The organism is Pseudonocardia bannensis, from assembly GCF_012911875.1.
In the GTDB taxonomy this organism is placed as follows: Bacteria; Actinomycetota; Actinomycetes; order Mycobacteriales; family Pseudonocardiaceae; genus Pseudonocardia; species Pseudonocardia bannensis.
Genome location: NZ_JAAXKZ010000154.1, coordinates 1 through 13,268 on the forward strand (window position 1 = coordinate 1; position 13,268 = coordinate 13,268).

At 70.2% G+C, this 13,268-nt stretch carries 12 protein-coding genes and 4 pseudogenes; 3 read left to right on the top strand and 13 right to left on the bottom strand.

Going from position 1 to position 13,268, the window contains the following annotated elements; genetic code table 11:
• Together HF519_RS26695 and HF519_RS26700 are read left to right on the top strand one after the other, a co-directional pair.
• Nucleotides 1-515, top strand: a 515-nt coding sequence (locus HF519_RS26695) for a DUF2071 domain-containing protein (RefSeq protein WP_211170630.1), incomplete at its 5' end; no start/stop codon positions are given.
• Between the two features lie 302 nt (nt 516-817).
• Nucleotides 818-1,614 (top strand): annotated as a pseudogene (locus tag HF519_RS26700) (transposase family protein).
• 143 nt (nt 1,615-1,757) lie between these two features.
• Here HF519_RS26700 and HF519_RS26705 read toward each other — a convergent pair.
• The 7 genes from HF519_RS26705 to HF519_RS30665 form a co-directional block, all read right to left on the bottom strand.
• Nucleotides 1,758-2,639, bottom strand: a complete 882-nt coding sequence (locus HF519_RS26705) for a manganese catalase (RefSeq protein WP_169415755.1) — start codon at nt 2,637-2,639, stop codon at nt 1,758-1,760.
• A gap of 536 nt (nt 2,640-3,175) precedes the next feature.
• Entirely contained in the window at nt 3,176-3,505 is a 330-nt protein-coding gene (locus tag HF519_RS33395; protein WP_169415761.1) for a DUF2071 domain-containing protein, read from the bottom strand.
• A 160-nt stretch (nt 3,506-3,665) separates the two neighbouring features.
• Nucleotides 3,666-3,956 (bottom strand): hypothetical protein, encoded by a 291-nt coding sequence (locus HF519_RS33100; RefSeq protein ID WP_312860369.1) that lies wholly within the window; start codon nt 3,954-3,956, stop codon nt 3,666-3,668.
• Nucleotides 3,957-4,506: 550 nt separating this feature from the next.
• Complete coding sequence (locus HF519_RS26720) at nt 4,507-5,073, bottom strand: hemerythrin domain-containing protein (protein ID WP_169415756.1); 567 nt, start codon at nt 5,071-5,073, stop codon at nt 4,507-4,509.
• 716 nt (nt 5,074-5,789) lie between these two features.
• On the bottom strand, nt 5,790-7,550 hold the full coding sequence (gene ctaD / locus HF519_RS26725; protein WP_169415757.1) for an aa3-type cytochrome oxidase subunit I: 1,761 nt from the start codon (nt 7,548-7,550) through the stop codon (nt 5,790-5,792).
• A 245-nt stretch (nt 7,551-7,795) separates the two neighbouring features.
• Nucleotides 7,796-7,942 (bottom strand): hypothetical protein, encoded by a 147-nt coding sequence (locus tag HF519_RS30660; protein ID WP_211170631.1) that lies wholly within the window; start codon nt 7,940-7,942, stop codon nt 7,796-7,798.
• A gap of 165 nt (nt 7,943-8,107) precedes the next feature.
• Nucleotides 8,108-8,302, bottom strand: coding sequence for a transposase (locus HF519_RS30665; RefSeq protein ID WP_211170632.1), 195 nt, complete (start codon nt 8,300-8,302; stop codon nt 8,108-8,110).
• A gap of 80 nt (nt 8,303-8,382) precedes the next feature.
• Here HF519_RS30665 and HF519_RS26735 point away from each other — a divergent pair, with 80 nt between their 5' ends.
• Nucleotides 8,383-8,565 carry an ATP-binding protein gene (locus tag HF519_RS26735; protein WP_312860370.1) on the top strand — a complete coding sequence of 61 codons (183 nt, stop codon included), beginning with the start codon at nt 8,383-8,385 and terminating at the stop codon, nt 8,563-8,565.
• 340 nt (nt 8,566-8,905) lie between these two features.
• On the opposite strand, the gene HF519_RS26740 is transcribed toward HF519_RS26735, so the two are convergent.
• The 6 genes and pseudogenes from HF519_RS26740 to HF519_RS26760 form a co-directional block, all read right to left on the bottom strand.
• Nucleotides 8,906-9,571: a permease gene (locus tag HF519_RS26740; protein ID WP_169415758.1), complete on the bottom strand. Its 666-nt coding sequence runs from the start codon at nt 9,569-9,571 to the stop codon at nt 8,906-8,908.
• Between the two features lie 532 nt (nt 9,572-10,103).
• Complete coding sequence (locus tag HF519_RS30670) at nt 10,104-10,385, bottom strand: hypothetical protein (protein WP_211170634.1); 282 nt, start codon at nt 10,383-10,385, stop codon at nt 10,104-10,106.
• A gap of 141 nt (nt 10,386-10,526) precedes the next feature.
• A pseudogene (locus HF519_RS33400) lies at nt 10,527-10,902 on the bottom strand (DnaJ C-terminal domain-containing protein); the annotation flags it as partial.
• A gap of 251 nt (nt 10,903-11,153) precedes the next feature.
• A pseudogene (locus HF519_RS31895) lies at nt 11,154-11,285 on the bottom strand (DnaJ domain-containing protein); the annotation flags it as partial.
• A 462-nt stretch (nt 11,286-11,747) separates the two neighbouring features.
• A complete protein-coding gene (locus tag HF519_RS26755; protein WP_169415760.1) occupies nt 11,748-12,011 on the bottom strand; it encodes a hypothetical protein in 264 nt (87 codons plus the stop codon).
• A gap of 640 nt (nt 12,012-12,651) precedes the next feature.
• A pseudogene (locus HF519_RS26760) lies at nt 12,652-12,804 on the bottom strand (NAD(P)/FAD-dependent oxidoreductase); the annotation flags it as partial.
• Between the last annotated feature and the right edge of the window lie 464 nt (nt 12,805-13,268).

Genomic DNA, 13,268 nt, shown 5'->3' on the forward strand with positions numbered 1-13,268 from the left:
GGCGGGACGGGATATGGTTCCTGTCCCTCGAGGTGGCGAGCGCCGTGATGCTGGCAGCCCGATACGCCGTGGGCGCCCCCTACCATCTCGGCGACCTCAGCGTGTCCGAGCACGGTGGCACCGTGGTGTACGCGGGCGCTCGACGCGGCGGGGAGCCGTCCTACCACCTGGTGATCCGGCCCGGCGAACGCATCCAACCCTCCGACCGGGATATCTGGCTCACCTCCCGATGGCGCGGCTACACCGGCCGCTTCGGACTTCTGTTCGAGACCCCGGTCGAGCATGAGCCATGGCCCCTGTCCAGTGGCACCATCGAGCAGTTCTCCGAGACGCTGACGAGTTCTGCGGGCCTGCCGGCACCGCGTGGTGAGCCCGTGGTCCACTACTCCGAAGGAGTCCGGAACGTGCGCCTGGGCGCCTCACGCCCCCTCCTCCGAGAGCGCGCAGACAGCGCCGCGGCGATGGGTGACCCGACGCGACACGGCGCAGGGCACGCACAGGGCACTTCAGGTTGAACCACTGGGCCGATCTCGTCAGCGCGTCGCGGTGCCGGTGCCGGTGCCGGCGCGCGAGTCTATCGGCCGTGGACTCGTGATTGTTGTCCGAGGTGCTCACTCATACTCATTTCCGCCCCCTCGGGCGATCTCCAGCACCGTCCTACACCGCTCAGCCGACGCCGCCGGGCAGATACTGAGTTTTTGCCAGCCTGGCTGACGGGCAGGTCAGCGGCGGTACGGCGTGGCGTGACCTCGAATGGGTGAAGCTCCTGGTAGACGGGCGATTGCTGAGATCAACTCGCCTGACCAGGAGCTTCACGGTGCTGTCCTACCCGTCCGGGATGACCGTGTCCAGCCGCGCCCTCGGCCTGCTCGCCGACTCCCTACGCGCGCACCGCACTCACTCGCGACCCGCTGGCGAAAGCTCACGCCCGGACGCCAAGCCCTGCTCGTGGTCGCCTACCGGCGCAAGGGCGAGACCTACGCCGACCTGGCCTGCGGACTCAAGATCGGCACCTCCACGGTCTACCGATACGTACGCGAAGCGCTCGCCCTGCTCGCCGCGATGGCCCCCACACTCGCGCAGGCGATCGAGGTCGCGTCGCGGAAGGCGGTCGTGATCCTCGACGGCACCGTGCTGCGCATCGACCGGGTCGGCATGGCCTCGGGTCGAGACCGCGCCTACTACAGCGGCAAGCACACGGCCCACGGGCTGACCGTGCAGGTCATCGGCGACCCGATCGGCAGGCTGGTGTGGATCTCCCCGCCGCTGCCCGGGGCACGGCACGACATGGGCGCCGCCCGCGAGCACGGGATCATCGACGCGTTCACCGAAGCCGAGATCCCGGCGGTCGCCGACACCACCTACCACGGCGCTGGCCCGACCGTTGCGGTCCCGCAGCGGCGGCGTCGCCTCGACCCGGACACCGGCCGCTACCGGCACCTGTCGCGCAACCAGAAGGAGCTCAACGCCGCCCACGCCCGGCGCCGCGGACCGGGCGAGCGGGTCAACGCCGAGCTGAAGAACCGGCGCATCCTGCGCAAGATCCGCTCCAGCCCCAGCCGGGCCGCCGAGCTCATCGCCGCGGTTCAGACCCTCATGATCGCCAACGCATGATCAGGTTGGCAAAGGCTCACTGTGTCAACACAGGCGCGGACCAGTCGACCACCTCCCCGTCCGACAGTTCGTCGAGCACCGCCTGGTGAAGCCCGGTCCCAGACACCGTGCCTGCAACTCCAGTTGCGGGAGCAGCGCAAGCTTCACTCCTTGTGCAGCTTGTCCTGCACCTTCCCGGCGATCTTCTCCACGGTGTTGGGCAGCTCGGTGGTGCCGTAGAGCCGGGAGTCGGGGTGGGTCGGCGGTGGCATCGGGGCGGTGGTGGTCGGACCCTCGTGATAGCTGAACTGGCCCTTGCCATCCGGGGTCGGGCCGGCAGCCCAGCTTCCCTCGGCGGCGGCCGGGCCGTCACTGAAGTTCTGGTACTGGTAGGAGACCGCGGTGTACTCCTGGCCCTGCGGGAAGTTGCTCGGCACCGGCAGCTGCTCGTAGCCCTCCTCCTGCAGCTCCTTCGCGGCGGCGAGCCACTGGTTCTGGTGCATGGTGTCGCGCGCGAGCAGGAACGACAGCAGCTCGCGCACCCCGTGGTCGTCGGTCATGTGATACAGCCGGGCCACCTGGGTACGGCCCTGCATCTCGGCGTTGGCGTTGGCGGTGAAGTCGGCGAGCAGGTTGCCGCTGGCGGTGATGTAGGTGCCCTGCCAGGGGTTGCCCATGCTGTCCACGGGGCGGGCCCCGGCGCCGGCGACGATGGCGTGCTGGACGTCGGTACCACCGACGATCGCGGCAACGGTCGGGTCGTCCTGCACCGCGTCGCCGGTGATCCCCAGCGGTGCCTTCTCCAGCAACTGCGCGATCATCGTGGCGAGCATCTCGACGTGCCCGAACTCCTCAGCACCGATGCCGAAGACCAGGTCCCGGTACTTGCCCGGCGTGTGCATGTTCCAGCCCTGAAACATGTACTGCATGGCGACCGTGATCTCGCCGTACTGGCCGCCGAGCACCTCCTGCAGCTTGCGGGCATACACCGCATCGGGCTCGTCCGGTGTCGACTTGAACTGCAACTCCTGGCGATGCAAGAACACGCGCTGCTCCTTCAAAGAAAGATTGTTCGTGACGGCCGCACCGGCACCTTTCGCAGCCGATGCAACCCGGGGGTGCCCACTACAGCCACCCCGGAAACCGGCGGCAACCGCCATCAAGACCGTCTGTTCGTCGCTCATTTCCATCCTGATGAAATCTGGTTGCGGCGGCGCTTGTGGGCTCACGATTCTCCGGTCGCGGCGCCGGCCACACCGCCTCCGCGCCGTCACCGACGTCGACATCGGCGTCCGCTCTCCCCCTGGTCCGGTTGAGCTGTTCCCGGAGGCAGCCGCACGACCCCAGCTGGCGGAGCCGGGCGGATACAACACGCTTCTCGGTGGTGCGCAGGGGCCGGCCGCGGCGATCAGGTCGTCGTGCACGTCCGCCAACTCAGCGCGTGCAGCGGCCAGCGGATATGGCCAGCCTCGCTGTGAGGGTGGCCCCCGGGATGCGGGATGCAACCGCCCGCGGGCGGTGAGAAAGTGGCCGAGCGGGCAGCCCTCGATCGGCGGTCCCACGCACAGGCGAGTACGACCACTCACCCCGGTTGGGCCCAGCCGGCGCCACCTGCTCCGGTACTCCAGAAATGGACGTCGCGGACCAGGCTCATCTGTGACCAGGTTATAGGCAAACCCCGGCCCCTCGGCCAGCACCCACGACAACCGGTCGCTTCCATGGCAAGGAACACCACGCTCCGCTGGCCCCGCTCGTCCACACAGGAGGTCCGGACGTTGAGCTCCAGGCACTCGCCGTAGCAACGCATCACGAACGCGACCAGCCCCACGTAGGACGCCCCCGTCGAAGGTGTCCGTTTCGGTGCCCGGCAGAGCAGTGGGCGGATCTGGGCCGGCTCGTAGGGCCGGTGCAGAACGCGACGTCGGTGAACGGGGCGACCCCCGACGGCGCCACCACAGGCTGGGGCGGAGAGTCAGCGGAGACCGGCTCCAGGCTGGTGTCCTGATTCCGCCAGCCCGGTCGGCGGCGTCACGCATCGTGCATCGATCCGCCGGACACCGGGCCGACATCCTTCATCCGGCGCCCCCGCCGAGCTCGGCGCGCCGCTGTCCCGGTGAGACGCCCGCGGCGGCGGCGAGCGCATCGGCGACGGCACCCGTTGCGAACGCGTAGACAGTCTTGCCGGCCAGATCGATGACCAGCTCGTCGCGCGGCCACGTCCACGGCGGGGCACCGACCCCCATCCAGTTCTCCGTGACTTGGTCCGCTGTAAGTCGCACCACAGTGAACATCGCCGAGGACCAGGGACCACGCAGCCCGGCGAAGGCCATCACCCCCCGCACCGACCCGACCGCGACGGCCATGCCGGCGTGGGTCGCCCAGTTTCGCCGCACGACCCGCCTGCGAAGTCGGCGGCAGCCGCAGCAGACGCGATACCGCCCGGCCCGGCACGTGGGAGTCCGGGCGGCCGGTCAGGGCCTGCTCGAGCTTCTCACCCGCCGTCATGACCGCGACCCCGGCGAGACTCGCCAGCATTCCACTGCCCACCGCGTGCCTCAGCATGCCGACGAAATACCGCCCCCTGCTGGAACCATCCCGCCACGTCCGGGGGCGGCGCGGGAGGCCGGCTGCGACAAGCACTAACGCGCCCTGCGCATGTGCCGGTGGCTATCCCCCTCGCGGATCATCGTGCTCAGCACCCTGCGCGGCGAGCAGCAGCGACCCACCCAGCAGCTGTCGTGGCCGGGGTATCGCCGACGGCCGCCGACCGGGTCGAGTAGACCGGCGGCGGCGATCGGATCCGAGCTGGGCCGGACGGCTCGCTCAGACCCGGTGGCCGGTCGCCCGTCCTGATCACGGTCGAGGCGCAGAGACGGCCAGGACGGGCGGGAGCGGGTAGCGACTGACCAGAGATCAGCCGGTGGGTCGCTTGGTCAGTTTGTCACGCAACCGGTCCACCAGCCCGACGCCCGGGCCGGCGATCTTGTGGAATAACGCGGCGTTGGGAGCCGCCGGATGTGGGCGGGTCGGGGCGAGCTTCTTCGCGGTGTCCACCTTCTTCCGCAGCTCGACGAGCGTCTCGCGCGGCACCCGCTCGCGCAGCGCGGGGAACTGTTCGTTCTCCTCGTCGGTCGCGTGGTGGCGCAGCTGCTCGGTCATGTCGCGGACGAGGTCGTCGAATCGGGGCTCGGAGGCCTGCACCGCCTCGAGCTGCTTCATGGTTTCCTCGAGCTGTTTGTGCTCGCGCTTGTCCTCGTCGACGACCTGTTCCCCGTCGGGTAGATGCTTGCGCATCACGGGGTAGACGTACATCTCCTCCGCTACCGAGTGCCGGACCACTTCGGCGATCACGGTATCGGTGAGCTCCCGCCGCTCGTCCGGGTCGGTGGTGGACGCGATGCGGCCGAGGAGCGTGAGTGCCTCGCGGTGGTCGGTCCTCAGCTCGTCGATGACGTCGGTGTCGGCATGCGGGTCGGCCATGACAGCCTCCTCAGGTCGGACTCGGTTCCACCTTCCGGCTACCCGCCGCGAGCCCGCCACCAACTTGTGATCAGCGTGCGAGGCCCCCGGTGAGTTCGGCACCGGCGGCCGTGGCTTGACCAGGACAGCACCGGCGAGTCGGAGCTGGGGAGCACCCAACTCGCTCCAGTCCCTCGGCCGGCGACGGCACATGATCCCGAGCAGCGACGAGCCCGGCGGACGGCGGATCCCAGGTTTTGAGCACGAACCCGAAGCCGGTCGGCGCAACTCGGTCCCACCGCGAGTTCAGGACAAGATCGGCAATGATCCGCGGCAGCTGGCCCAGGACGCGCTTCAGTCCACGACCGACACGCTAAGACCAGTATGAAACGGCCTATTACCCAGTAGAACATCCGGACTGTTGCGAACCGACCGGGCGGGTGCCCGAGACAGGTACGGCAGGTCGGCTCGACGGGGCCTCGCCACCTGGAGAAAGCGGCGCAGCTGCCTCACTCGATGTTGCTGGTGCTCGGGGTACCCGCCCGAGGAATACGGGTGGCGAGGCTGGCCTATGACCTGGCTGGGGGGGTGGGGCGGCTCACCGGTCTCGGTGGCAGTCCGCTGCGCGTGGCCGCCGAGGAGGTCCCGGACGCCCGGTCCGCGTACCGAGCCGCAGCGCTCGTGGGGTCACAACACCACATCTGGGAGCATTCCTCTTCGCTGTTGCCGGCTGTCGATCAGCGAGACCTCGGGTCGTCGTTCGGTTGCTCCTCCCGTCCGGCGCCCTGGGCCGCCACCTCGTACGGGGACGGCTTGCCACCGACGTGCGCCTCCTTGCGGAACCGCTCCACCAGGTGCGGGTAATGCAGTTCGAACGCGGGGCGCTCGGAGCGGATCCGGGGCAGCTCGGTGAAGTTGTGCCGCGGCGGCGGGCAGGTGGTGGCCCACTCCAGGGAGTTGCCGAAGCCCCACGGGTCGTCGACGGTCACGACACGGCCGTAGCGGTAGCTCTTGAACACGTTCCACAGGAACGGCAGCGTCGAGATCCCGAGCAGGAACGCGCCGACCGAGGAGACCGCGTGCAGAGTGGTGAAGCCGTCGGTGGGCAGGTAGTCGACGTACCGGCGCGGCATGCCCTGGTTCCCCAGCCAGTGCTGCACCAGGAACGTGGTGTGGAAGCCGATGAACATCGTCCAGAAGTGGATCTTGCCGAGGGTCTCGTCGAGCATCCGGCCGGTCATCTTCGGGAACCAGAAGTAGATCCCGGCGAAGACCGAGAACACGATCGTGCCGAACAGCACGTAGTGGAAGTGCGCGACCACGAAGTAGCTGTCGTTGAAGTGGAAGTCCAGCGGCGGGGAGGCCAGCATGACTCCGGTCAGCCCGCCGAGCAGGAACGTGGCCAGGAACCCGATCGCGAACAGCATCGGCGTCTCCAGGGTGATCTTCCCCTTCCACATGGTGCCGATCCAGTTCACGAATTTGATTCCGGTGGGCACGGCGATCAGGTAGGTGGTGATCGCGAAGAAGCTCAGCAGCACCGCTCCGGTCGCGAACATGTGGTGCGCCCACACCACCGCCGACAGGGTCGTGATGCCGATCGTCGCGAAGATCATTCCCTTGTAGCCGAACAACGGCTTGCGGGAGAACACCGGGATGATCTCGGTGACGATGCCGAAGAACGGTAGCGCGACGATGTAGACCTCGGGGTGGCCGAAGAACCAGAACAGGTGCTGCCAGAGGATCGCGCCGCCGTTGGCCGGGTCGAACACGTGCGCGCCGAGCTTGCGGTCCGCCAGCATCCCCAGCAGCGCGGCGGTCAGCACCGGGAACGCGATCAGGATGAGGATCGACGTGGCGAAGATGTTCCAGCAGAAGATCGGCATCCGGAACATCGTCATCCCCGGCCCGCGCAGGCAGATGACCGTGGTGATCATGTTGACGGCGCCGAGGATGGTGCCGAGCCCGGAGACGACCAGCCCGGTGAACCACAGGTCGGCCCCGACCCCGGGCGAGCGCACCGCGTCGGACAACGGCGCGTAGGCGTACCAGCCGAAGTCGGCGGCTCCGCCCGGGGTGAGGAACCCGGACAGCACGATCAGGCCGCCGAACAGGAACAGCCAGTAGGACAGGGCGTTGAGCCGCGGAAACGCGACATCGGGGGCACCGATCTGCAGCGGCAGGATGTAGTTGGCGAACCCGAACAGGATCGGTGTCGCGTACAGCAGCAGCATGATCGTGCCGTGCATGGTGACCATCTGGTTGTACTGCTCGGCGGAGAGGAACTGCTGCCCCGGCACGGTCAGCTCGCCGCGGATCAGCAGCGCCATCGCCCCGCCGACCAGGAAGAACGCGAACGCGGTCACCAGGTACAGGATCCCGATGTCCTTGGGATCGGTGGTCGAAAACATCCGGGGCAGCCGGCTGCCACGCTGCACGTGCCGGGCCGGGTAGGGGCGGTTGGAAACGACGGCGGGGACGGGGCGCACGGCGGTCATGGCGGCTCCTGAACCAGAGCGGGCGTCTCAAGCAGCGACTACCCGGCACGGCGAGCCGACGAACGTTCGATCTCGGTGCGCCCGTCATCTTTTTGGTCAGCCCCGACCAGGGGTTGCAGGCCACCGGCCACGGCATGACTTGCCGCCCCTGTCGTCGATGATCTGGGGGGTGTTGTCACCGCGGTCGGCGGGGCGCCAAGGACCGCTGATACAAGAATTGACGTGCGGTGACCCGGTTCTGGAGGTCATGCGGCTCGCACAGGATCGAGCCTGACCTCGTATCCGAGGTGGTTGAGCTGGCTGACCAGGCGGCGGGTGGCGCGGGCCTTGCCGGTGCGTTCGAGGAAGTAGTTCCCGCCGAGATCGCGGTAGTCCAGGTCGTGGGTGAGCATGTGCCAGATGGCGATCAGAATCGAGTGCTGCAGGGCGACCGGGGCGCGCTTGCGGCCGCGGCGGGACGTGATCCGCCGGTAGCGCGCCGCGAGGTAGATGTTCGTGGCCCGGGACGCGGAGATCGCGGCTTGGCCGAGGACGGCCTTGAGCCAGGGGTCGCCGTGTCAGATCCGACCGGTGGGGCTCTTGCCCGCCGACTCGTGGTTGCCGGGGCAGACTCCGGCCCAGGAGGCCAGGTGCCCGGCGGTGGGAAACCGGGTGACGTCCGGACCGATCTCGGCCAGCACCACCTCGGCGGTATGCGCGCTGATCCCGGGGATGGTCGCCGGCAGCGAGATCAGGCGATGCCAGGGCTGCACCCGCTCATCGATGTTGGGCCGTGACAAGGATCTTGGACAGTTCCTCGTAGGTTTACTGGTCAGGCCGCGGCTCGGGCCTGGTGGCCGGTGAGCGCTTCGGCCGCGGGCAGCGGGCCGGAGACCGGGGGGACGGCAGCGGCAGCGGACTCGCACTCGCGCTCGTCGCCCAGCACATCGACCGTCATGGAGGGGCCGTGTGGGTGGAGGAACGCCCCGGCGAAGGGGCTCGCTTCGTCGTCGAGTTACCGGAGCTGTACGAGTGAGGCGCCCCGGACGACCTTCCTTCCGGGTGGCGCCGTGGTCGAAGGCGCTGAACCGGCCATGTCACCTCCGCCCTCCGTCCACGTTGGAGTGCGGGGGCTCCGTCTCGGTTCCTCCCGTGTTCCGGGTCAGGGCCGAGCTTCGAAGATCCGGCAGGCCGGCGTCGGAGATCTTCTGTGCCGCGGCGTCCAGCGACGTCGCCTTCCTACTCCGGACGGCGCCCTGATGATCGTGGGTCGTGCTCGGCGTCCGAGCACGACCCACGGTGAACGACGGGAGCGACCGGGCGACGAGCCGGGTCGACTGCGGCACCGGCCCGGCTCGTGCTCGGACGGCCGAGGCTCAGCGAGCGGCGGCGGTGTCCTTGCGCCGCGGCCAGATCTTCGACCCGGCCATGCCACCGAGCGCGGCTGCCCCGGCGGCCAGCCCGAGGCCCAGCGCGGTCCAACCGGCGGTGTCACGCGCAGTGCTCATCACCTGTGCCGGGTCGATCTGGACGTCCTGCGGCCGGACGGCGGTCTGGCCCGCCAGGTCCGCCAGCGGACCGAGGAGCGAGGTGCCGCCGATCACCGCGAGAGCGAGGATCCCCACCACACTCAGGGCCCAGACCAGGACGCCGTGCAGCACGCCGTCCTCGGCGCCGCGCCACTGCGTGGACGCGCCGGCGAGAAGGCCACCGACGAAGAAGGCGATAAGCGCCAGCACGCCGGTGACGATGCTCTGCACGGTTGCGCTGGTCCCGCCCTCGAAACCCAGGTCGAGCCACCCCACGGCGAAGAACAGCAACTGCAGGACGACGAAGACGGGTAGGACGACCAGGGCACCGGCCCAGACCGGCCCCCAGCGGATGCGGTCGCGCCAGGCGGTCGCCGGGCTCGACGCCCCCGTGTCAGGGACGCTCGTACTGCCGGAGCGCTGCTCCGGCGCGGTGACGGCTCCAGTGTCGATTCTCGTGGAACCGGTGTTGTCGCGTTCGACCATGTCCTTCTCCTGATTGATCTCGTGCACCCAGGAAATTCCTGTGCTCAATCGGTTGCCCGCACGGCGGCCGGACCGAATCGCCGACGCCGAGACCGTAATCAGCCCGTAACAGCGCCGAGAGGCTTCCGTCGCCTTCTCGGTCGAGCAAAGGCCCCGCCTGCCACCGACAGGGCCCAGCAACTCGGCAACCACGTTCACCGCGGCACCGGAGGGGTGCCACCGTCGCCGTCTTCGAGTGCGCCGACGACCCACGAGCTCGCGACGACCTGGTTCCCCTCGATCGAGGGCCTCGTCCCACGGTTCGAGGCCGGCGCCCGGGTCGCCGACGTCGGCTGCGGCCACGGCCAGTCCAGCCTGCAGATCGCCACGCACTGGCCGACCTGCACGGTCACCGGGTTCGACATCCACACCCGAGCGGCGCCTGCCCGTCGCCGTCGAATGGGGTGAGGGTGTACCGCGTCGACCGCGACGGCGACGCCTGCGGTCCTCGGCCGGCGACCTGCACACCCGTGACGTGATCCTCGCGACCGGCCCAGACCGGGTACCGGTGCGCCCGCACTCACCCGGAGAGCACGACTGCCGCGGCGACAGCCGGCACGCCGCGCAGGTGAACCGGCTCGGCGAGCGCGCTGACGTACGTCGCCGCGCGGCGCCGCGGTGAGGCCGCCTCGTACCGGAAGTCGCCGGCCCCGTGGCGGATCACCCGGGACTGTGGTTCGTCGGGTTGCGCCCGCCGTTCCACGGCAACCTGTACGGGCGCGGCCCGGAGGCGCGTGCGCTGGCCCGCGCCGTGGTACGCACCAACGATGTGACCGGCCCGGTCATCGCCGCTGCCGGCCATGGGCTGCGCGCGACCGAGGGTCGAAACTCGACTCCTGGGCCAGCTGCTCGAACAGTCTCCGCTCGGCGGGGACAGCGTCGCCGGGACGACGACCTTGACCATGGCACAGAGGTCACCGGCCCGACCGCGGGGGTTGGGCAGCCCGCGACCGTGCAGCCGCAGCCGACGGCCGCTCCGGGAGCCGGCCGGAAGGCCGACCCGGGCGCGGCCTGCGGGGGTGTCAACCCACATCGTCGCTCCCAGCGCAGCCTCCACGGGGACACCGGCAACGTGACCTTCAGATCCCGCCCCTCGACCCGGTAACGGGGATGCGGGGCAAGCCGCACCACCAGATACAGGTCGCCGACCCGGCCATCGGATCCGACGCTCCCCGCCCGACCAGTCGGATCCGGTGCCCGTCCGTCGTCCCGACCGGGATGTCCACCTCGTAGCTGCGCTGCTCGGTCGGCAATTGCAGCGTGATCCGGTAACGGCCCCCGGACCACGCCTCCTCCACGCTGAGCTCGATCTCCGCCATTCGGCCCGCCCCGCGGACACCGCCACGCCCGGACCCGTGCTGCCGGGCCCCCTGCCCTTGGAGAAGCCGCCACCGTCCCCGGGGCCGGTGGCGGCATACGCCCGACGGCCACCGCGGCGAGCGGTGGAGGAGCCCGCTGGGCCGTGTGCGTCGTAGCCCTCGCGTGCCCGCCGCCGCGGCGGACCGAACCGGTCGTAGCGGGCATGGCGGTCGGGGTCGGACAGCCCCTTGTAGGCCTCGGTGATCTCCTGGAACCGCTCCTCGGCTCCGGGCTCCTTGTTCAGGTCAGGGTGGTAGCGCCGGGCCAGAGTCCGGTATACCCGCCGGATCTCCTCCTGAGCGACCCCCAGCACGTCGCAGGAGCCCCGGGTCCTGGTCGTCATTCGCTCCCGCCTTCCTGTCACTCCTGCCGGCCAGCCGGCGTCACCACCGCCGGGCGGAGCGTCGGATCGGGCACCTCGTACGTGGGTGCCTCCCGGTGAGGACTCTCTTGCGCAGGCTCCCCCGCCGGACCGAGCCGTTACCTGGCGGGCAGCTTGCGAAGGCCATCGCGGGACGACGTCGATGAGGCCGGCGCCAGGGCTCGGGGCAATGGAAGCGAGCCGGGCTCCCAGCACAGCGCCAGAATGGCCCGATGACCGATGGCGTCGAGGTCGGAGTGCTCGGCCCGGTCACGGTGCGCGTCAACGGCACGGCCGTCCGCTGCCGAGCGTGCCGCAGCGGGTGGTGCTCGCCCGGCTCGCGCTCTCGCCGGGCCGGGCCGCTTCCGGGTGCATCGCTCGACGAGCTGCTGATCCTCGCCGCGATCGGGATCGGGACGTACGCGATGCGCGCGGCCTTCCTCGTCACCGCCCGGTCAGAGCCCCGGCCCGGATGGCGCGGCTGCTGCCCCATGTCGGGCCCGCGGTGCTGGCCGCCTTCACACTGCCGGCCCTGCTCGCGCCACGGGACACGGCCTCGGTCACCGAGACCGTGCCCGCCCTCGTCGCCGCGGCCGCGGCCCGGTCCTCTGGCCGCGCACCGAGCGGCTGCCCGTCGCGCTCATCGGCGGCCTCGGGGCGTGCTGGCTGGTCGGCGGCCTCCTTGCCCGCCGTCTGCTGAGCCGCCATCTTCTGAGCCCCACGGAGCAACCCGCGACCGACCCGGTGCCGCTGCGGCTGGAGGCCGCCGAGGTCTCCCCGGAGGTGTAGGAGGCCCGGTCTCGCTCGGGACCGACCCCGCCTCGACCGCCAGCATCACCGCAGCGGCGCGTGCAGCCGTCGGCAGCTCGTGAGTCGTTCGGGCGCCGGCCCGGTGGCACACCTCGATCTCCCGCACGAGCCGGTCGAGCACGTCAGCCGTCAGGCCGGCGGGGAGCGCACGGACCGCTGAGCAGGCCTGATCGATCCGAGCCGCGACTGCCGCCGATCCTGCGTCCTGCTCGAGTGACGCCAAGGCGCGTCCGACGGTCAGCGCCGCGTCCCGCACGGCATCGGCCACGCCCGGATTTCCTGTTCGATACAGACTGCTCACGGCCCTTCGTCCCTCGGATCTGCTGGCGCCGTCGAAACGAACAGGGACGGTCCCGCGCCTGGGCTACCGCTGGTCTGTCCGCCGGAGGGAGACCCCACCCCGGCAGCGCGGCCGGGCCTCCTCCTCACGACCATGGTTGCCCGCCGCCGACCGGCGTGACCGCTCCCCACCTGACGATCGTCTGACGAACCGGGGTCTTCGCCCATCCGCCCGGGCGACAACGAAGCACGCCGCGCATCAGCCCGGACGGCGCGGCACCTCGGGTGACGACGTGTCCAGTGGTACGGCGGGCGAGCGGACCAGCCCGAGCTGCACCGCCTGGCGTGGCAGGACGGCGTTCAACAGCCAGTCAGCCGCGACCCGGATCCGGTTGCCCGGCATCGACGCGAGGCGGCGGTTCACGGCGTCGAGAAAGGCCTCGCAGACCGTCGTTACCCCGGCCGAGCCGAACGGGAAACGGGTCGCCCCCAGGGTGCTGAGAGCCTCGCAGGTCAGCTTCAAGTACAGCGGGTTGCTGAACTCTGGGCCCAGGACGGGGAAGGATGCGGGCTCGAGTCCGTACTCCTCGGCGTACCGGCTGATCGCCACCGAGCGGCAGCTCAACTCGTAGGCTGGGCCGGTCGCGACGGCGAGCTCTTCCTTTTCATCGCCGACCCGGCCGGCACCTCAGCCTGACCCTCGCCGCGCTGCTAGGTGCTCTCCACGCGCATGGCTCCTCCGCTCAGCGCGAGTCGCGATAGCTCCGCCGTCGGTCGGGCGTGCGTAGCAAGGCCGCGCCGGCGGCGGGGGTGCAAGCAGCAGTTCCGCTTGCGGCCCCACCCCCGGTGTGGCATCCCTCCGGGCGACTGAGCGAC